Annotated in this window: 16 protein-coding genes; 9 read left to right on the plus strand and 7 right to left on the minus strand. The window is 63.7% G+C overall.

Translation table 11 applies throughout. From position 1 onward, the window contains the following. Positions 1-60 precede the first annotated feature (60 nt). From E4S61_RS09490 to E4S61_RS09505, 4 genes are all read left to right on the plus strand, one after another. The gene (locus E4S61_RS09490; RefSeq protein ID WP_135303699.1) at positions 61-2049 is read left to right on the plus strand and encodes a beta-galactosidase; all 1989 of its coding nucleotides are present in this window, start codon (positions 61-63) and stop codon (positions 2047-2049) included. Positions 2050-2811: 762 nt separating this feature from the next. Then, the gene (dgoD, locus tag E4S61_RS09495; protein ID WP_135303700.1) at positions 2812-3996 is read left to right on the plus strand and encodes a galactonate dehydratase; all 1185 of its coding nucleotides are present in this window, start codon (positions 2812-2814) and stop codon (positions 3994-3996) included. A gap of 64 nt (positions 3997-4060) precedes the next feature. Then, entirely contained in the window at positions 4061-4882 is an 822-nt protein-coding gene (locus E4S61_RS09500; protein WP_135303701.1) for an SDR family NAD(P)-dependent oxidoreductase, read from the plus strand. Positions 4883-4995: 113 nt separating this feature from the next. Beyond that, positions 4996-6177: an ABC transporter ATP-binding protein gene (locus tag E4S61_RS09505; RefSeq protein WP_135303702.1), complete on the plus strand. Its 1182-nt coding sequence runs from the start codon at positions 4996-4998 to the stop codon at positions 6175-6177. A gap of 139 nt (positions 6178-6316) precedes the next feature. On the opposite strand, the gene melA is transcribed toward E4S61_RS09505, so the two are convergent. Beyond that, the gene (gene melA, locus E4S61_RS09510; protein ID WP_135303703.1) at positions 6317-7624 is read right to left on the minus strand and encodes an alpha-galactosidase; all 1308 of its coding nucleotides are present in this window, start codon (positions 7622-7624) and stop codon (positions 6317-6319) included. 131 nt (positions 7625-7755) lie between these two features. On the opposite strand from melA, the gene E4S61_RS09515 reads away from it, so the two are divergent. From E4S61_RS09515 to E4S61_RS09525, 3 genes are read left to right on the plus strand one after another with little or no spacing between them, the layout of a single operon-like run. Further along, a complete protein-coding gene (locus E4S61_RS09515) occupies positions 7756-9156 on the plus strand; it encodes an ABC transporter substrate-binding protein (protein WP_209309470.1) in 1401 nt (466 codons plus the stop codon). A 7-nt stretch (positions 9157-9163) separates the two neighbouring features. Then, positions 9164-10084, plus strand: a complete 921-nt coding sequence (locus E4S61_RS09520; protein WP_135303704.1) for a carbohydrate ABC transporter permease — start codon at positions 9164-9166, stop codon at positions 10082-10084. 2 nt (positions 10085-10086) lie between these two features. Continuing rightward, a complete protein-coding gene (locus tag E4S61_RS09525) occupies positions 10087-10995 on the plus strand; it encodes a carbohydrate ABC transporter permease (protein ID WP_209309471.1) in 909 nt (302 codons plus the stop codon). A 452-nt stretch (positions 10996-11447) separates the two neighbouring features. On the opposite strand, the gene E4S61_RS09530 is transcribed toward E4S61_RS09525, so the two are convergent. After that, positions 11448-11819, minus strand: coding sequence for a NifU family protein (locus E4S61_RS09530; protein ID WP_135303705.1), 372 nt, complete (start codon positions 11817-11819; stop codon positions 11448-11450). Positions 11820-11933: 114 nt separating this feature from the next. On the opposite strand from E4S61_RS09530, the gene E4S61_RS09535 reads away from it, so the two are divergent. Next, positions 11934-12518 (plus strand): peroxidase-related enzyme, encoded by a 585-nt coding sequence (locus tag E4S61_RS09535; RefSeq protein ID WP_135303706.1) that lies wholly within the window; start codon positions 11934-11936, stop codon positions 12516-12518. A gap of 14 nt (positions 12519-12532) precedes the next feature. Here the strand turns inward: E4S61_RS09535 and E4S61_RS09540 are convergent, their stop codons facing one another. Next, on the minus strand, positions 12533-13066 hold the full coding sequence (locus E4S61_RS09540) for a halocyanin domain-containing protein (protein ID WP_135303707.1): 534 nt from the start codon (positions 13064-13066) through the stop codon (positions 12533-12535). Between the two features lie 248 nt (positions 13067-13314). Here E4S61_RS09540 and E4S61_RS25835 point away from each other — a divergent pair, with 248 nt between their 5' ends. Next, positions 13315-15324 (plus strand): hypothetical protein, encoded by a 2010-nt coding sequence (locus tag E4S61_RS25835; protein ID WP_209309472.1) that lies wholly within the window; start codon positions 13315-13317, stop codon positions 15322-15324. A gap of 34 nt (positions 15325-15358) precedes the next feature. Here the strand turns inward: E4S61_RS25835 and E4S61_RS09550 are convergent, their stop codons facing one another. Genes E4S61_RS09550 through E4S61_RS09565 form a run of 4 tightly spaced genes read right to left on the minus strand, consistent with a single transcriptional unit; the run spans position 15359 to position 20387 of the window. Beyond that, a complete protein-coding gene (locus E4S61_RS09550) occupies positions 15359-16414 on the minus strand; it encodes an ABC transporter permease (RefSeq protein ID WP_135303708.1) in 1056 nt (351 codons plus the stop codon). Next, the gene (locus tag E4S61_RS09555) at positions 16411-17487 is read right to left on the minus strand and encodes an ABC transporter permease (protein WP_135304681.1); all 1077 of its coding nucleotides are present in this window, start codon (positions 17485-17487) and stop codon (positions 16411-16413) included. The genes E4S61_RS09550 and E4S61_RS09555 overlap by 4 nt, the downstream gene beginning before the upstream one ends. 53 nt (positions 17488-17540) lie before the next feature. Continuing rightward, on the minus strand, positions 17541-19115 hold the full coding sequence (locus E4S61_RS09560; RefSeq protein ID WP_135303709.1) for an ABC transporter ATP-binding protein: 1575 nt from the start codon (positions 19113-19115) through the stop codon (positions 17541-17543). Between the two features lie 39 nt (positions 19116-19154). Next, complete coding sequence (locus tag E4S61_RS09565; RefSeq protein ID WP_135303710.1) at positions 19155-20387, minus strand: BMP family lipoprotein; 1233 nt, start codon at positions 20385-20387, stop codon at positions 19155-19157. Positions 20388-20685: the final 298 nt, after the last annotated feature.

The raw sequence follows: 20685 nt of genomic DNA on the forward strand, positions 1-20685 counted from the left end.
ACTCGCTTCGGGTCGGCGCGGCGGGGGAAGATGTATGTCACCCCGCTACGCGGAGGGGGTATGACCATCGGTGTCTGCTACTTTCCGGAGCACTGGCCCAGCGAGCGCTGGGAGACAGACGTGCGACAGATGGCCGACGCGGGACTTTCGTACGTCCGCATGGGCGAGTTCGCGTGGGGTCGCATCGAACCCGAACGCGGCGAGTTCGATTTCGCGTGGTTGGACGAAGCCATCGAACTCGTTGGCGATCACGGCATGGAAGCAGTGCTGTGTACGCCGACGGCGACGCCGCCGAAGTGGCTGGTCGACGAACATCCCGACATCCGGCAGGCCGACGCAGACGGCACCCCGAGAGAGTGGGGGAGCCGTCGCTTCACCTGCTTCAACTCGCCGACCTACCGCGAGGAGACCGAACGCATCGTCCGGAACGTCACGGAGCGCTACGCCGACAACCCGCACGTTGCGGGCTGGCAGGCCGACAACGAGTACGGCTGTCACGATACCGTTCGCTGCTACTGTGAGGACTGCGCGGCCGCATTCCGGGCGTGGCTCGAAGCGAAATACGACGATATCGAGGCGCTGAACGAGGCGTGGGGAAACACCTTCTGGAGCCAGCAGTACCCTTCGTTCGAGGCCGTCGAGCCGCCCCATCCGACGCCCGCCGAGCACCATCCTTCGCGCCTGCTGGACTACTACCGATTCGCCAACGACAGCGTCGTCGAATACAACCGCCTGCACGCCGACCTGATTCGTGAAGCGAACGACGACTGGTTCGTCACGCACAACTTCATGGGCGATTTCGGCGCACTCGACGCCTACTCGCTGGCCGACGACCTCGACTTCCTTGGATGGGACTCCTATCCGACGGGGTTCGTCCAGGACCGACAGCCGGGACAGGCGACGACCGACGAACTGCGCGCTGGCGACCCGGACGAGGTGGCGATGAACCACGACCTCTATCGCGGCGCGAAGCGCGAGCCTTTTTGGGTACTCGAACAGCAGCCTGGCGACGTGAACTGGCCACCTCACGCCCCGCAACCCGCCGAGGGCGCGATGCGGCTGTGGGCACACCAGGCTGTCGCCCACGGGGCCGACGCGGTGCTCTACTTCCGGTGGCGGCGCTGTCTGGAGGGTCAGGAGCAGTACCACGCCGGACTGCGCAAGCAGGACGGCAGCCCAGACCGGGGATACGACGACGCCGCCCGGGCCGCCGCCGAACTGTTCGACCTCGCGCCGGTGGATGCGCCCGTCGCCCTGTTGCACGACTACGAGAGCCTCTGGGCGACCGAGAATCAACCTCACTCCCCCGACTGGCACTACTGGTCGCACCTCCGCGCGTACTACGACGCCCTCCGCGCGCGCGGCGTGCAGGTCGACATCGTCTCGCCGAGGAGTGACCTCGCCGACTACGCGGCCGCCGTCGCGCCGACGCTCTATCTGGTGGGCGACGATCTCGCGACGAACCTCGAAGCCTACGTCGCAGACGGCGGCCACCTCTTACTGGGCGCGCGCACCGGCGAGAAAGACCCGCACAACCAACTCCACGAGTCGATCGCGCCGGGACCGCTGGCCGACCTCGCGGGCGTTCGCGTGACCCAACACGAGAGTCTCCCCGACGGGATGCCGACCAGACTCCGCTACGACGGCGAGACCCACGACTATCAGACGTGGGCCAGTTGGCTCGACGCGGAGGGGGCGACTGCCGTTGGAGAGTACACGACGGGCGTCGCCGAGGGTCGTGCGGCCATCACTCGCGTAGACCGCGCTCCCGGGAGCGTCACCTACTGTGGCTGTTGGCCCACAGGAAGACTCGCCGACGAGTTAGTGACGGATCTGCTGGGCGCGGCGAACGTCGCGCACACGCCACCATTTCCCGACGGTGTGCGCGTGGCCGAGCGCGACGGGTACACGTGGGTGACGAACTTCACGAGCGAGGCGCATTCACTCTCTGTCCCGGCTGACGCCACGTTCGTCGTCGGCGACGAAACCGTCGACGCGTTCGACGTGACCGTCGTCGAGACGCCGATGACCACGCTCACTCTGGAATAAGAAGGGCTGGAATGGCACGATATAGGGATAAAACTAAACTATTGGAGTTGAATTTCAGATATAAGGGATTATACGGGGTTAGATGAGTATAGATATCGTTACACTGTGGACAGATTTCGGAAGCGTATGTGCGGGAGCTTTCGAGAAATGTATGTTCGTCGGAACGTCTCCGTGCAAGGCCTGCCGACGCATCTTCTGCTCGGTTCGTTCACGATATGTGAATAATCGGCGGTCACGGGCTGGCCGAGTAAAATAACGAATGTACCTCCGTTATTAGAGCAGTCATTTTCCGTTCGGCGAGCGGGTACCGACACGGCCGACCGCGCCTCACGCCGACTGACGAGAGACGTAACCCGTGGCTGCCACCCCTATTGTTCATACATTGTGAACTCTCCGACCGGGTCGAATCTCGTTGCGGCGAGGTCGAGACGAGCGCTGTAGCGAGCGTGAACCGCCGATTCGAGCGGTCTCGCGGGACGGTTCGGAACGATTGCGTGTCGATTGCTCACCATTCACACGAACTGTTCGGCCAGCGCCGGATTCGACTGGCCGGAGAGCGACGGTGTTTCGTTCATACACCGTGAACGTCCTTGACACAGTCTCGTGGCTGTCGACACAACGGTTAAATGGGCTGTTCACAAATCCCCGCACGATGCCAATCGACACACGACCCGTGCGCCGCGAGACGACACACGCTGCGACGAACCCCGATCGCGACGATGCACCAGCGACGACTCTCTCTGTTCGCTCGCCACGTCACCGATGAGTTCGAACACCACTGACGACGGAAACGAGAATCGCATCGTCGACTACGAACTGTTCGAGGTGCCGCCGCGATGGCTCTTCCTCCGAATCGAGACGGCCGACGGTACCGTCGGGTGGGGCGAACCCGTCGTCGAGGGCCGGTCCCACACGGTCAAGGCGGCCGTCGAGGAACTGATGGAGAACTACCTGCTCGGGGAGGACCCGGCGGACATCGAGGACCACTGGCAGACGATGTATCGCGGCGGATTCTACCGCGGCGGGCCGATTCTCATGTCCGCCATCGCGGGCATCGACCAGGCGCTGTGGGACATCAAGGGCAAGCAGCTGGGCGTCTCGGTCCACCAGTTGCTCGGCGGGGCCGCTCGCGACCGGATTCGCGTCTACCAGTGGATCGGCGGCGACGAGCCCTCCGACGTCGCCGAGCAGGCCCGCGAGCAGGTCGAGGCGGGTTTCTCGGCGCTGAAGATGAACGCGACGCCAGCAATCGAGCGCGTAGACGACCCGGCGACGGTCGAGGCCGCCGCGACCCGCCTGCGCGAGGTGCGCGAGGCGGTCGGCGACGAGGTAGACATCGGCGTCGACTTCCACGGCCGCGTCACGAAGCCGATGGCGAAACGCCTCGCCAAGGCGCTCGAACCGTACGAACCGATGTTCATCGAGGAACCGGTGCTGCCTGAACACAACGAGGCGCTGCCGGATATCGCCGCCCACACCACGGTTCCCATCGCCACCGGCGAGCGGATGTTCTCCCGGTGGGACTACAAGGAAGTGTTCGAGGACGGCGCGGTGGACGTCATCCAACCGGACCTCTCGCACGCCGGCGGCATCACCGAGGTTAAGAAGATTGCAGCGATGGCCGAGGCCTACGACGTGGCGATGGCTCCACACTGTCCGCTCGGCCCCCTCGCGCTGGCGTCCTGCGTGCAGGTCGACGCCTGCTCGCCCAACGCGCTGATTCAGGAACAGAGCCTGAACATCCACTACAACGAGACGACGGACGTCCTCGACTACCTGGCGGACCCGTCGGTCTTCGAGTACGAGGACGGGTTCGTCACCGTCCCCACAGACCCGGGACTCGGCGTCGAGATAAACGAGGAGTACGTCCGCGAACAGGCCGAGAAAGACGTCGACTGGCACAATCCCGTGTGGCGACACCCCGACGGTAGCGTCGCCGAGTGGTAGCGGGCGACCCGCAAGCGCCGTCACCCTGTGGTTATTTGCCGGTCCGGGGGACAGTGGCGAGTAGATGGATCCGTCAGACCCGACTGCCAACGCCGTCCAGAATCGTCACGAGAATCACGTCGTCGTCGTCACCGGATCCACGCGCGGCATCGGCGAGGGCGTTGCCCGGCGGTTCGCCGCCGAAGGGGCATCCGTCGTCGTCACCGGTCGCTCTCGCGACCCGGGGGAGACGGTCGCCGCGGAGATTCGCGACGATGGCGGCGAGGCGACGTTCGTACAGGCGGATATGCGCGACCCCGCCGAGATTCAGGCGCTCGTCGAACACACCGTCTCCGAGTACGGCCGCGTCGACGTCCTCGTGAACAACGCCGGCGTCCAGACGGAGACGACCGCCGAGGACGCCACGCTCTCCGATTGGGAGTTCGTCGTCGAGACGGACTTCCGGTCGTTCTGGCTCTGTGCGAAACACGCGGTCGAGGCGATGCCAGAGGGGGGGACCATCCTCAACACCTCCTCGAACCACGCGTTTCTGACGATGCCTGGGCTCTTCCCGTACAACGCCGTGAAGGCGGGTATCAACGGGATGACGCGAGCGATGGCGCTCGAACTCGGGCCGCGAGGTATCACGGTCAACACCATCAACCCGGGGTGGGTCGAGATCGAACGGACGCGCGAGGAGTTCGCAGACGAGGCCGAGTACGAGTACACGAAGGACATTCACCCGGTCGGTCGCCTCGGCCGACCCGCGGACGTGGCTGGTCTCGCCGCGTTTCTCGCCAGCGACGACGCGACGTTCCTCACTGGCGAGAGCATCCTCGTCGACGGGGGTCGAACGCAGGTGATGCAGGACGAACTGTATCGGGAGTACCGCGACCGCGTCGAGTGAGTATCGCGTTCACGCATGAGAAACGATTGACGAACTGCGGGCGTTCGGCGAGCGGACCAGCGGCCTGCCGACTCGTGGCAAGATTTAACACCTATTACAATATTGAATGTGGCATGGGCGAGCTAGAGATACGAAACCTCACGAAGGTGTTCCACGACGACGGCGGCGATATCGTCGCGGTCGATTCGTTCGACGCGGAGATAGAAGACGGCGAGTTCATCGTTCTCGTCGGGCCGTCCGGTTGTGGAAAGTCCACCACGCTACGGATGATCGCCGGTCTAGAGAACCCCACGGAGGGGGAGGTCGTCCTCGACGGCGAGGACGTCACCGAGAAGAAGCCCAAGTCACGCAACATGGCGATGGTGTTCCAGAGTTACGCGCTGTACCCCCACATGACGGCCCGCGAGAACATGGCGTTCGGGCTGAAGATGACGACGGACCTCTCGAAAGACGAGATCGCCGACCGGGTCCAGAACGCGGCCGACATGATGGGAATCGGCGGTTTGCTCGATAAAAAGCCAGACGAGCTCTCGGGCGGACAGCAACAGCGCGTCGCGCTCGGCCGCGCCATCGTTCGGGAACCCGAAGTGTTCCTGATGGACGAGCCGCTGTCGAACCTGGACGCGAAGCTCCGCACGCAGATGCGGACCGAACTACAGGAGCTCCAGCAGGAGTTCGGCGTGACGACCATCTACGTCACCCACGACCAGACCGAGGCGATGACGATGTCCGACCGCATCGCCGTCCTCGACGACGGGCAACTCCAGCAACTCGGAACGCCGCTCGAATGCTACCACGAACCGGCCAACCGCTTCGTCGCGGGGTTCATCGGGTCGCCCTCGATGAACTTCTTCGACGTCGAACTCGACACCTCAGGGGCGACGCCGACGCTGATTCACGACGCCTTCGAGTACGAACTCGACGACGACGTCTACGCTGACGTCGAGGGTCACGGCCCGCGGCTCACGCTAGGTATCCGCCCGGAGGACGTGAAAGCAGTGCCCGAGGGGACGCACAACGCCATCTCGCCGACAGTGAAGGTCACCGAACCGCTCGGCGACGTGAGCTACGTCTACCTCGATATCGACGGCGAGCAGTACACGGCGACGCTCGAAGGCGACATCGTCATCGAATCCGGTCGCACGCTCACCGTGCAGTTCCCGCAGGACCGCATCCACCTCTTCGACGGCGAGACCGGCGAGGCGCTGCGGAACCGCGCACCCCCGGACAGCGACGACGTGGCGGCGCTGGCCGGACTGGACGACGTCAGCGGCGTCGAGATCGGCGTCGAGTGACGGCGGGATTCCCCGGCGCTCGACGGTCGTCGCTCGCTTCGCAGTAGCGGTGCGGAGTCGTCTCACGAGGTAGCGCACGCAGCGATCACGACGAACGACGGAGACGAGAGCGCGCAGAAAAGGATAGTCGGACTGCGAATCAGCGAAGTGTCGGGAGGTACGCCTCGTTCTTCGCGAGCAGTTCCTCGGTCATCTCGTGAATCTCGGGCAGCGTCAGTTCGGCGGCGGTCAGCGGGTCCTGTTTGACGGCCCGATGGATCTTCTCGCGGTCGTTCTCCAGTGCACCCTCGACGACGAGCTGCTGGACGGCGACGTGTTGCTGGGGGAAGGTCCGAACCGATTTCGGGAGTTCGCCGACCGAGCACGGGCGGAGGCCGGTACCGTCGACGAGGACGGGGACCTCGACGCAAGCGTCGGACGGGAGCGACTCGATGGCGTTCGTCTCGTTGCTGACGTTGAGATTCAGCCGACGGGTCGTGTCTGTCTCTAGGGAGTGGATGAGTCGAGAGGCGTACTCCTCGGAGCGCTCGACGCCCACTTCCTCTAGGTCGACGTCCAGTTCGGGGTCGTCGCGCTCCTCGGAGCGGGCCTGCCACCCTTCGAGGTACGTCGCCGTGGGCATCCGTTCGGCGTAGTCCGTCCCGGTCATCTCCTCGATGATGTTCTCGTCAGTCCGGAAGTAGGGGACGTACTCCGACATGTGATGTGAGGACTCCGTGGGGAAGTAGCCGAAGTGCTTCATCATCTCGAAGCGGACGGTGTCGCGTTCGTACGTCTCCTCGTCGTCGTAGGCCTCACGGAGGTCGGGATAGACGCTCTCGCCGTCGTGTTTGGCTTCGAGGAACCACGCGACGTGGTTGATACCGGCGACCCAGTATTCGAGCTCGTCTTCGGGGACACCGACGTAGTCGGCGATGGCCTCGGCAGTGTGGGGGACGCTGTGACAGAGGCCGACCGTCTCGATATCCGTAGCCTCGAACATGGTCTGACAGAGGATGGACATCGGGTTCGTGTAGTTCATCAGGAGGGCGTCGGGACAGAGTTCCTCCATGTCGCTCGCGATGTCGAGCATCGTCGGGATGGTCCGGAGGCCACGGAAGATGCCACCCGGTCCAATGGTGTCGCCGATGGCCTGTTCGACGCCATATTTCTCGGGGATGCGGATCTCGTTTTCGAACGGCTCGGTGCCGCCGACGTTGATCATGTTCATGACGTAGTCGGCACCGTCGAGCGCATCCACGCGGTCGGTCGTCGATTCGATGGTGGCGTCCAGGTCTTCGTTTTCGACCATCGCCTCGGCGATACGTGTCGTTTGTCCGAGTCGATGCTCGTCTACGTCCATCAGCGCGATGGTACTGTCGTTCAGTTCGTCGAAGGAGAGGATGTCCCCCACGAGTTTCGTGGCGAACACCATACTACCCGCTCCGACGAAGGCGATCTTCGGCATGCACCATGTGCTTCTCGGAGAACGATTGATAAATCTACTGGATAATGCCAATCACTAACACACGTTGTCCACGGTCTTTGTGGGAAAATTATAAATGGGACTAGTCCAATGTCCACGCTAGGGTTTACCCCATGTCAGATAGTAGTTCCTCAGGACTCAGCAGACGGTCGCTCGTGAAAGCCATCGGCGTCGGAGCCACCGCAGGCCTCGCCGGTTGTGGTGGTGGCGGTGACGGCGGCGCAGCCGACGAGATGGGTGCCGACGGCGGGAGCGGGAGTGGCACCGGCACTGACGAAAGCGGTGGTGGCGGCAGCGGCAACAACGTGCTCTTCTGGAACTACGCCTTCCCGAACGACGACTCGCCGCCCGTCTGGAAGGAGACGTTCCAAGAGAACTTCAAACAGCGCTCGGACACGCCGCTCGAAATGGGCCGTTTCTCCTACGAGGACCTCCGACAGAAGTTCCTCACTGGCGCTCGAACCGGCGATCCGGACGCCATCGAGGGAGTCCTGAGCCACCTCACAGAGTACGTGAAAGCGGGCCACCTCGCTGCACTGGGCGATTGGGCCGAAGGATTGGACTTCTACGACGGCTACGTCGACAGCACTATCGAGGCCCTGACGTACCGCGGGAAACTGTACGGCCTGCCGTACAACGGGAACGCTCGCGCGTTCATCACTCGGCAGGACGTCCTCGACGAACTCGGTCAGGACACCCCCCAGTCGGCCTCGGCGTTCCACGAGGTCGGCCGGATGATAAACAGCGAGTACGACGACATGTGGGCCTACCACAACTGCACCAAGGACGGTAGCGTCCGGGCCTTCCAGGAGTGGATGTCTCACGTCTATCAACACACCGACCAGCTGTACGTCCCAGACGGCGAATCCTGGAAGCTCAACATCGAGGCCGACCCGCTCGGACAGATATTCGACAACTGGTACTACCAGATTTACGCCGCCGAGAACCCGGTCGGTAACCCCGACCAACTCGGGACCGGGTGGCAGGTCAACGACCCCGGCTACATCAACGGGAACTTCGCGTTCATCGAGTGCGGGACGTGGCTCCGCTCGTGGACCACCGGCGACAACATCAACGACAGCAATCTCGCCGAGAAAATCCTGAACGAACGGACGCGGGTGGCCCACCTGCCCCGCGGTGAGGGTGCCTCGAAGGGGACCTTCCTCGAAGTCAAGCCGGTCATGGTCAACAGCCACTCCGAACAGCAAGAAGCCGCGAAGGAAGTGGTGTCGACGTTCGCCTCGCCGGCCGTACTGAAGGCGATGGGCGAGGACGCGAAAGGTAACGGTATGACCCCCGTCCACGAAGATGTCGAGTCGACCATCACCAACGATAGCTGGCGACCGTTCACCGACGTCTTCGAGACGGGTCGCGCGCTGGCGAAAATCGGCTGGGGGCCGGTCCGGCAGCCGTTCTACAAGCACATGCAGGAAGTCGCTTACGGCAGAACCGACCCGTACAAGGCTGGCAAGCAGCTCCACAACGAATTGAAGAACCTCGAAAGCGAGCTCTGAGCACCTGATGGCAACGAGCACTGACACCGGCCCGACGGCTGGCGGCTACGTCGAGGAGTTCCGGTCGTTCCTCGAAGAGACGTGGCTGGGCTACGCGCTGGTACTCCCGGCGGTCGTCCTGATGGGCATCATCATCATCTTCCCGACGCTCCGGGGCATCCAGTTGGCCTTCTTCGAGGCGTCGCTGTTGAATCCCGAGCAACAGACGTTCGTCGGGCTACAGAACTTCGCGCAGATGTTCGCCGACGCGACGTTCCAGTCGGCGCTGTGGCACACGGTGTTGCTGACGTCGATCGCCGTCTCGCTGCAGTACCTGCTCGGGTTAGGGCTCGCGCTAGCGCTCAAAGAGAAGGTGCCCGGCGCGGGGCTGTTCCGGAGCCTGTCGATGATCACGTGGGTGTTGCCCATCATCGTGATGGTCATCATCTTCCGGTTCCTGACCCAGACCGGGTTCGGCCCGGTCAACGTCATCCTCGACAGTCTCGGGATGGAGACGGCCGCGTGGTTCGGGCGACCGGGCGTGGCGTTCCCGCTCGTCGTGTTGATGCACGTCTGGCGGAACACGCCGTTCTACGCCATCGCGCTGTTGGCGGCGATGAAGTCCATCCCCGACACCCAATACGAAGCGGCACGACTCGACGGGGCCGGGCCGCTCCAGCGGTTCCGCTACATCACGCTTCCCCAGATCTCGTACGTGTCGATGATCATGATCGTGTTGCACGTCATCTTCACGTTCAACAACTTCGACATCGTCTTCCTCTCGACGGGGGGCGGCCCGCTGGGCAACACCGAGGTGCTCGCAACGTACATCTACAAACAGGCGTTCCAGCAGTACGCGATGGGCTACGCCGCGAGCATCGGCGTCGTGATGTTGCTCATCATGATGGTCTTTACCGTCGTGTACGCCACCCTGGAGGCGCGTGACTGACCATGGCAACTGACACGCAATCGCAAGCACGTTCGACGAACCGCTCACTCTCGGACCGAATAGACGCGTGGCTCGCAGAGGACATGTCGCCCAAGCGCGCGATGGGCGTGTATGCCGTTCTCGGCGTCTACATGTCGTTCCTGTTGCTCCCGGTGGCGTACATGGTTATGGCGACGTTCACCTCGCCCGACTTCCTGTACTCGCCGCGACTGGTGCCGGCGCTGAGCGAGCTGACGCTCCAGAACTACGTTTCCATCCTCTCGACGGGGCTGTTCCAGCAGTACTTCATCAACTCCACCATCGTCGCAACCGCGACGACGGCGATCACGCTGGTCGTCGGGACGCTAGCCGCGTACTCGATGTCGCGGTTCGAGTACCCCGGTCGGAGCGGCCTGCTGTTTACCTTCTTGGGGACGCAGATGCTGCCGCGGGTACTCATCCTCATTCCCTTCTTCCTGGTGATGTTCTCGCTGAACCTCATCGACTCGCTGCTGGGCATCATCATCGCCCACTCCGTGCTGGGAATCCCGCTGGGGACGTGGTTGCTCAAGGGCTACTTCGACGACATCCCGGAGTCACTCGACGAGGCCGCGAAGATGGACGGCTGTTCGCATCTCGACATCCTCGGGCGCATCATCGTCCCGATGTCGCTGCCGGGCATCACCGTCGCCGGGTTCTACACCTTCATCCTCTCGTGGAACGACTTCCTGTTCGTCTCCATCCTCTCACAGACCGCGGCGACCCGGACCCTGCCGTTCGGCTTGCAGCTGTTCCAGTCGCAGAACACCGTCGCGTGGGAACTGCTGCTGACCGCCGCGACGGTTACGATGATTCCCGTCGTCGTGCTGTTCGCAGTCTTCCAGCACTGGATCGTCGAGGGGCTTGCAAGCGGCGGGATGAAAGGGACCTAACTGGATCACCCCCTCCTGTTTGCTTCGGATAGTCGAGTGTTACGTACCAACCATATACAGATAGATATATTATACTTCTACGAAACAGTAACTGATATGCCAAATGTTCGGCTGTAGCGGGCAGAACGACTCGCGGAACTGCATAGCAGCCGCTGTCTACCGACTCAATGGCATTTCTTGGAACAGACCTGTCGGTATCTCGTGATATATAGCGGCTCTCATTCCTTCGAGAGAATCATGTCGAAAATCGTCTATTCGATGCCAGAGAAACGCGATTCGACGACACATCGATCCGAATCTTGACGGAGGCCTCGATTCGACGTATGTGATGCTTGGTATATCTGTAAATTCGCCATATATGGTTCCGAACGTCACCGGTACGGATAGGGGTCGCTGTATGCGACCGACAACGCCGTCGCTCTCCGACCGAGAAAAACAAGAGAAGTCTGGCGTCAGAACGGCGCTTCGGGGCCTTCGTCGTCGCCGCCGACGTCGCCGCCGCGGGAGTCGCCACCGGGGAACGAAGGGTTCATGCCGCTACCGCCGGCCATGCCCTCCTGCTGTTCCATCCCGGTACGCGCGACGACCTCGTTGATCTCGGGGATCTCCTTGGTCATGCGCGTCTTGATGGCCTGGATGGTCATCGGGGAGATGCCACAGCCGGAGCAAGCGCCGCCCAGACGGATGGTGACGCTGCCTTCCTCGCGGTCGATCTCCTCGATGGCCGCGCTACCGCCGTGCATCTGAATCTGCGGGAAGTTCCGGCGCAGGAAGTTCGTGATACGTTCGCGCAGGTCGTCCCCGTCCTCTGTTTCCGTGCTCATGGTGACTCTAAGTCGGGGCCGGGGAGACATAGACCTTTGGACTGGAACCCCCAACGCCTCGGCCAGAGTTTGCCGGGTCAAGATTGATGCCCGAATAGGACGTACCGAGAGCATATGGATGACATGGGAGAGCCGATGCGGCACTTTCAGGTTCCCGACCGCGAGGGCCTCCCCGAGGACGTCCGGGAGCGAATCGACGAGGAGACAGAGCGTGCGGGCTTTACGCCCAACGTCTTCCGGTCGATGGCCTACCGTCCGTCGCACTTTCGGGCGTTCTTCGAGTACCACGACGCACTGGTAGAAAACACGGAACTCGAACGCGCGGAGATAGAGATGATTATCGTCGCGGTCAGTGGCGACAACCACTGTCTGTACTGCGTCGTCGCCCACGGTGCGCTCCTTCGTATCTACGCCGAGGCCCCGCGACTGGCCGAACAGGTCGCCACGAACCACCGCACGGCCGACATCAACGAGGCCCACGAGGCGATGCTGGATTTCGCGGTGAAACTGACCGAACATCCGGCCGCAGTAGACGAGAGCGATCTCGAACGCCTCGAAGGCTACGGCTTCAGCCGGCGGGCCATCTGGGACATCGGTAGCGTCACCGCCTTCTTCAACCTCTCGAACCGACTGGCTCAGCTCGCCGATATACGACCGAACGAGGAGTTCTACGACCTCGGGCGGGACGCCGACGAGTAGGTGCTGACCGCCGTTTACCCCACCGCGATACCGCCTTTCATTCCAAGTGAGAAGTGCGGTTCGCAGTGGTACAGCGCAACGCCGGTCTCTTCTACCGTCCGGGTGTACTTCACGCCCGATCCGCCGACCGCTTCACCGGAACTGAACTCGTAGTCGGACTCGCCGAGTTGCTCCTCGGGGAGCGCTTCGACGTTGTGTGGGTTCCCTTCGCCGGTCCAGTTCCAGCGTATCTCCGTCCCAGTCGAGACGACGACGGCGGACGGGCTGTACGCGAAGTTCCCGTTGTTGCCTTCCGCGCCCACATCGACGGTGAGGCTGGGACTGTCCCGGCTGTCGGTTAGCGCCCCGTCGTACGTGTCGTCCGCGCCGCCGATGTCCGTCTCGGTCAACCACTCGTCGATGCTGGGATACGCTTCGGCGGAGACCGTGCCGCCGTCGCTATCGTCTCCACCGTCGCCGCTACCGCCACCGCACCCCGCCACTCCCCCGACGCCGGTGATGGCTACTGTCCGTAGTAACTGACGTCGAGAGACAGCGAGTGTTGTCATGTGTTCAGGCTAGTCTTCCACGTCGATAGTTACAGCGTTCCTATCGGGTCACAGGACTGTGTTGGCCGCGTGACGTTCCCAGCTGCGGCGTTCACCGGACACGACGGTTCCAATGGATTCAGCCGAGTGTAACCGGATATTTCCCGTCCACCGTCTCGTCGATAGACCGTGCTGCCGCCGTCGGATAGGGTCGGCTTATCAGTTCCTTGCCTGTGTGTAACTAATCCCGCGATGGACCGAGGACCCCTATGGGTTGGATTTCGCCGTCTCGATTACTCCTCTCTCTCGCGGTCGCGCTGGTGGTCGTCGGCGCGATGCCGATGGCCACTGCGACACACCACGGCATAGCTGTCACCGGTCAGTCGCCAGCTTTCCAGGTCGACTCGGAGACGCCGACGAACGAGACGCCCACAGAGACGGCGACCCCGACGCCGACCGAGACGGAAACCGAGACCGACAATCCGGAAACAGAGACAGAGAGCCCGGAAGCCGAGACGGCGACCGAAGATTCAACAGCGGAACCGGAGACGACCGTCGACGAAGCGACCGAGACGGAGAGTGAGACCGAAACCGACGACGGTGGGCTGGGCTCGCTCATCGACGAGATCCTGTCCCCGACCGACGAGGCGGAAACCGAAGAAGCGACGGAGACGACCGAAGCGGAGACTGCGACGGAAGACGTTACTGAAGCGGAGACGGTCCCGGAGGAACCGACCGAAACCGCGACCGAAGCGGAGACGACTACGGAAGAAGCGACAGAGACGGAAACCTCAATCGAGGAGGAGACGGACGAGGAGGAGACGGACGAGGAGGAGACTGCGACGGTCGAAGACGACGACCCGCAGACGGAGACTGCGACTGCCGACCAGACGGAGAGTGAGACTGAAACCGACGAAACTGAAGAGACGGACGAGACCGAAACCGACGACGCAGGTGAAGAGGACGAGACCGAAACTGCCGACGAACCGGAAACCGAAACGGAGACACCTTCGTCGACCCCCGGGCTCCCACCGCTTCTGTCGCCGATTTTCGACCAACCCGCGACGCCGACGCCAACACCGGAACCGACGCCAACTTCAACGCCGACAGAGACGGAGACTCCGACACCAGAGCCGACGCCAACTTCAACGCCGACAGAGACGGAGACTCCGACTTCGACGCCCACGCCGACGGCGACTCCTTCGCCGACGCCAACACCAACACCGACAGAGACGGAAACCCTGACACAGACACCGACACCGACGGCCACGCCGACCCCCGATGATTCGAGTAGCGACGGCGATACAGACGACGAATCGGTGTCGAGTGACGACGGAGGTGCGAGTAGCGAGATCAGCGGCGGCGATGGACCGAGGCACGGCAACCCGGCAGACGAGAGCGATTCGTCGACACTGCTCGTCACACAATCACAGACGAGTGACGGCGTCAGCGTCACCGTCCGAAACGCCGCGGCCGGAACGACGGTGACGCCCGACTTCGCGGCGAACAGCCAGTCCGCGGTCGCCGTCTCAGGTATGCGCGTCACGTTCACGGCGGAACGAGAGCGCGTTCGGGCGACGGTGGGGTCGGCGCGGACTGATTCGGGCTCGCTTCCGTCGGTCTCCACCGGCGACGTGCTGGGGTACATCCCAGTCGAGACGGGTGTTGACGACGAGGCAATTGGGACTGTCGACGTCGCAGTTCGGGTCGATCAGACGGCACTCCCGACCAATCGGTCGAGCGATAGCGTCGAACTGTTCCGATACACGAATGGGTCGTGGCGGCCGCTGGAGACGACCTACGACGCCGACGCGGGACAGTACCGCGCCACTGCCGGGGACCTCTCCTCGCTTGCGGTCGTCTCGCTCGCGCCGGGCGAGGTAACGGTTGTCGAGACGACCAGCCCGCCCGATTGGGCCAGCGCGGGCTACGAGACGAGCATTGTCGCGACCGTCGAGAACCCCGGTGACCGTCCGGCCAATCGGACGCTGACCGTCACCGTCGACGGCGAAGCGGTCGCCACTCGAAACGTCTCGCTCGCGCCGGGCCAGCGGAAGGACGTGACGCTTCAGTTCCCGGCGAGGGAGGGGACCGTCGCCGTCGAGGGCGTCGAGGCGGGCCAGCTCCGCGTCGGCGAAAACGATGACTGGGACCGAAACCCCGGTACCGGACTGACGGACGGTGACGGCCCCGGTTTCGACCTCGGACTGGCGGCGCTGGCGTTCGTCGCGTTCGTCCTCGTCGGCGTCGTTGCACGGGTGCGTCGGGCGATGCGCTGACCGACGGGCGGTCGGCAGCACAGGCAGCCCGTCGTCACTTCTCCGTCTCGTAGGGTTCGCCCACGGCGGCGGGCATCCGCGTGTAGCCGACGGCGGCCAGCACCACCAGCACGGCAACGTAGGGGAACAGTTCGGTGATGCTGCCCGGGAGCGCGATACCGATCGTCTGGAGCTGTATCTGGAGCATCTCCATCGCGCCGAACAGCAGCGCCGCACCGAACGCGCCGACCGGGTTGTAGTTGCCGAAGAGGTACGCGACGATGGCGATCCAGCCCCGTCCGTCGACCATCGTCACGCCCGTTCCCGTGAAGCCGCTACCGATACCGATAGAGAGGACGGCACCGCCGAGTCCCGCCATCGCGCCGGAGAAGATGACGGTAGCGTAGCGGACGCGGTTGACGTCGACGCCCGCGGTGTCGAGCGCCTGCGGGTTCTCGCCAGCGGCCTGTATCCAGTAGCCGTAGCGAGTGCGATAGAGGACGACCCACGCCGCGGCGGTGAGGAACAGAGTGAGCCACAGCAGCGGTGAGGAGTCGAAGACCAGTCGACCGAGCACCGGAATCTCCGCGAGGACCGGGACTGTGATGGTGTCGATATTCGGCAGTGACGGGCTGGAGACGCCGCCCCAGATGACCGTTGCAGTAAAGGGACCGAACCCGAGCGCGACGAACCAGACGGCGAGTCCGGCGACGATCTGATCGGCCCGATAGCGGATGGTCAGCAACGCGTAAATCACCGTCAGTAGTGCGCAGACGAGGACCGCGACGAGGATCCCGAGCCAGAGGTGAGTCTGCGTGACCGCGCCCTCGCCGGAGACGATGGAGGCGGTGGCGGCGGCCGCCAGCGCGCCGAATATCATGAACCCCTCCAACCCGATGTTGAACACGCCGCTCTTCTCGGCGTAGAGACCACCGATAGCCGCCAGTGCGATGGGGATAGCCGCCTGTAGCGCTCGCTGTGCGGCCCCGACGGTGAGCAGTTCAGCCCCGGGGAGATCCAGCAGCGTCGCCACCCCGCCGACCACGAAGAGGACCAGCAGACCGACGCCGACGGTGATGCGGACCGGATTCGCGTACTCCGCGACGCTCATTCCTCGTCACCTCCGAGACCGGTTCGCCGGCCGGCCATCCGGAACAGCTCCGGCGTGGCGACGAACAGGACGACGAGGCCGACGACGCCGTCGACCAACTGCCGTGGCACGTCCAGCGTGAAGCCGATGTACTGTCCGCCGGCGTCCAACCCGCCGAACAGCAGGGCGGCCGGGACGACGCCTAGCGGGTTGTTCGCGGCCAGCAGGCTCACCGCGATCGCGTCGAAGCCGAAGCGGGGGAACGTGCTCGGGTCGCTGTAGTAACCCAGAATCATGATGGCGAACATCGCGCCCGCGAGACCCGCGACCATCCCCGAGAAGGTCATCGTGAGGACGACGGTTCGTTTCGGGTCCACGCCGGCGTAGGCCGCGGCTGCCGACTGGTGGCCGCTGGTGACGAGGTCGTAGCCGTAGCGGGTGCGACCGAGCACGAACGCGACGGCGATCGCGGCCAAGAGAGCGACGCCCAGCCCGATGACCGAAAAGGAGCTACTGCCGAAGGCGAACCCGGGGAGGTCGACGTACGACGGGAGTTGCTCGGTGTTCGGGGCCGACGCCCCCGCTGGCCGGAGGTGGCTATCGACGAGGTAGAAGACGACGCCCGAGGCGATGAAGTTCAGCATGATGGTCGTGATGACTTCGTTCGCGTCGGCGTAGGCCTTCATGATGCCCGGAATCGCGGCGTACGCGCCACCGACGAGCATGGCCGCCGCGGTGCCCAGTATCATCAGGAGGACGCCACCGACGACGCCAGTGGGCAGGAACGGTGCGAGAGACAGGACAGTAACGACGGTGGCGAACCCACCGACGACGAACTGTCCCTGCACGCCGATGTTGAACACGCCCGCCCGGAACGCGATGGCGACGGCGACGCCAGTCAGGACGAGCATCGTCGTCTGCCGGAGCGTGAAGGCGACGTTGGAGATGGTCCCGAATGCGCCGTAGGTGAGCGCCGTGACGAACTCGACGGCGTCGTATCCCGAGGCGGCGACGATTACGGCTCCTAACAGCAGCGCCAACAGCGTCGAGGCCACCGCGATGGCGAACCGCTCCAGGACGGAGGCGCGGACCATTCGGTCTGCCGCCCGGTCGAGCGTCGCTCGAACGGTTCCGCTATCGAGCCCGCTCACAGTTCGACCTCCCGGTCGCCATCGCTCGGTCGGTCGTCCGTCGGCGAGTCGCCGGTCATCAACAGGCCGAGGTCCTGTTCGGTCACCTCGTCGGGGTCCACTATATCGACGAACTGCCCCTCGTACATGACGGCGATGCGGTCCGAGAGCTTCTGGACCTCGTCGAGTTTCGAGGAGACGAGCAGGACCGCCATCCCCCGGTCACGCATCTCTAGCAGCCGGTTGTGGATGAACTCGATAGAGCCGATGTCGACCCCGCGAGTCGGGTGCGAGGCCACGACGAAGGCGGGGTCGCGTTCCAGCTCTCGCCCGACGATGAACTTCTGCTGGTTCCCACCCGAGAGCGACGCGGCCTCGGCCTCTCGGTCGCCCGGCTGTACGTCGTAGTCGTTGATGATGTCGTCGGCATGATCGCGAACGGCGTTCCAGTCGAGGAAACCGCCGCTCTCGAATGGATCGAGCGTCTGGTTGCCGAGCAAAGCGTTGCGCACGAGGTCGTAGTCCTGAACGAGCCCTTCCTCCTGTCTGTCCTCGGGGACGTAGGCGATGCCGGACTCGATGCGGCGGCGGCGGTTCGTGTCGGTGACGTTAGTTCCCTCGAAAGAAATCGTGCCGTCATCGACCGTTCTGAGACCGACGAGTGCCTCGACGAGTTCGGACTGGCCGTTCCCTTCGACGCCAGCGATACCCAACACTTCGCCCTCGCGTATCTCGGCGTCGACGCCGCCGACCTGTTCGAGGTTGCGGTCGTCTCGTACGCGGAGGTCGTCTACCTCGACCAACACGTCGCCGGGCGTCGTCTCGCGCCGTTCCACCTCGAACAGCACGTCCCGGCCGACCATCATCCGGGCGAGTTCCTCGCGGGAAGTGGTCGCCGCGTCGACGGTGCCGACTGCCGTACCGTCTCGCAGTACCGTGATGCGGTCGGCCGCCGTCATCGCCTCGTCGAGTTTGTGTGTGATGAAGATGAGCGAGCGCCCGCGGTCGGTGAGTTCGGCCATCACGTCGAACAACGCGTCGACCTCCTGTGGGGTCAACACCGCCGTCGGCTCGTCGAGGACGAGTGTCTCCGCGCCCCGGTAGAGGCTCTTGACGATCTCGACGCGCTGTTGGACGCCCACGCCGAGTTGCTCGACGCGCGTATCGAGGTATTGGTCGACGTCGAAGCCGTAGGTGTCACAGATTGCTTCGATGTCCGCGCGCGCGCTCGACTGATCGACCAGGCCGCCGCTGGTCGGTTCCTGTCCGAGTACGATGTTCTGGAGGACAGTCATCGTATCGACCAACTGGAAATGTTGGTGTATCATCCCGACCCCGGCGTCGATGGCGTCCCGCGGCGAGACGAACCGTCGCTCCTCGCCGTGGACCGAGATGGTTCCCGAATCCGGACGGTAGAGTCCGTAGAGGACGCTCATCAGCGTGGTCTTCCCCGCGCCGTTCTCGCCGACGAGGGCGTGGACCGACCCGGACTCGACGGTGAGGTCGACGCTATCGTTGGCGACGACGTCGCCGAACCGTTTGGTGATGCCGTCGAGTCGCACCGCGAACTGGCCTGCGTGTCTCGTTGTCATAGTAGTAGTAAGGGCGATAAACCGAGCGAGGTGACCGCTTCAGTCCTGACAGCCACCAGCGGTACACGGAACCGTGATGTCCCCGCTGACGATGGCCTGCTTCGATTCCTCTAAGTTCTGTGTGACGACGTCGGGGAGTTTCGGCCCGACGGCCTGCCCGAGGACCACCTCGACGGCGTCCTCTTCGAGGCCGAGGACGTTCGGGCCCTGTACGCTCCCCCAGTTGTCCTCGACGACGGCCTGTGCAACCTCGGCGGTGCCGCGGTTGATGTACTTCACCGCAGAGCCCATGATGACGTGCTGGTAGTCCGGTAGCGTCACGGACTGGTCGGCGTCGACGCCGACGGCGAACCGCTGGGCGTCCTGTGCAGCCTGGAAGACGCCCTGTCCGGCGGCAGCGGCAGCGTGATAGACGATGTCCGCGCCCGCATCGTACTGCGAACTGGCGATGTTGTTCGCCGTCTGCGTGTCGGTGTAGTTGCCGATGTAGCCGACGCGGACGTCGACGTTCTCGTTCACCCACTCGGCCCCGGCGACGTACGACCGCTCGAAGGCGTTGATGAGTGCGCCGTCGACGCCGCCGACGAACCCGATGGTCGCGTTGTCCGGATTCAGTGTATTTCCTTCGTGAGATAGTTCTCGGGTAGTCATCGTTCCGGCGAGCACGCCGGCCTGGAAAGACATCTCGTGGTTCGCCCACGTGTAGCCGGCGACGTTCGGTTGCTCGACGTGGGCGTTGATAAGCATCCACCGCTGATCGGGGTACTCCTCGGCGTTGGTCTGGAGCGCCTGCGTATGATTGTAACTGACTAGCACGATAAGGTCGTAGTTCGGGTTCTGGCTCTCGGCGAGCCGCGACTGGACGGTGCCGTACTGGGACTGGTCAGTCTCCTCGACCTGCTGGAGTTCGATGTCGTACTCCTCGGCGGCGTTCTGTAACCCCTCTAACGCGAGGTCGTTGAACGCCCGGTCCCCGAACCCTGCAGGACTGGAGACGATAGCGATGTTGGTCGTGCCGCCGCCACCGCCACCATCGCCGGTCGTGGTTCCGTCGCCCGTTCCCGTGCCGTCACCGGCGGTACCGTCGCCACCGTCGCCGCCACCGCCGTCTCCGCCCCCATCGCCGTCGTCGGTGAGACACCCGGCCAATCCCGCTGTTCCGAGGAGCGCCGCCCCAGACTTGAGGATGGCTCGTCGGTCGATGTCGCTCGCGGTCAATCGCCGTCTGTACGCCCGTGTCGTCCGGTCGCTGTCGGTGGTATCGTTAGTCATGGATCGTTCTGTACTACAATTTTTAATTATGCTATATATTTCTTTGCCAAATGACACTATCTCGGCATCGTCCCACCTGCGAGAACACGAAAAACCGTGCGACCTCTCTACGGAACACGGACGTGAACGACCCTGCCCTGCTCGCGCTGACACACTCGCTGAGGGCGGGGTCGTTCACGCTGTCTATCATCTGAATAGAACGACGGCACGCAGTCCTGTGAGTGTGTACAGATTCAGTCATCGAGAACGATTTTTTGTATCGCACGCTCCCTAGACACAAGAGACAGCGAGAGACCAC

Source organism: Haloarcula amylovorans, from assembly GCF_004681185.1.
GTDB classification, from domain to species: Archaea; Halobacteriota; Halobacteria; order Halobacteriales; family Haloarculaceae; genus Haloarcula; species Haloarcula amylovorans.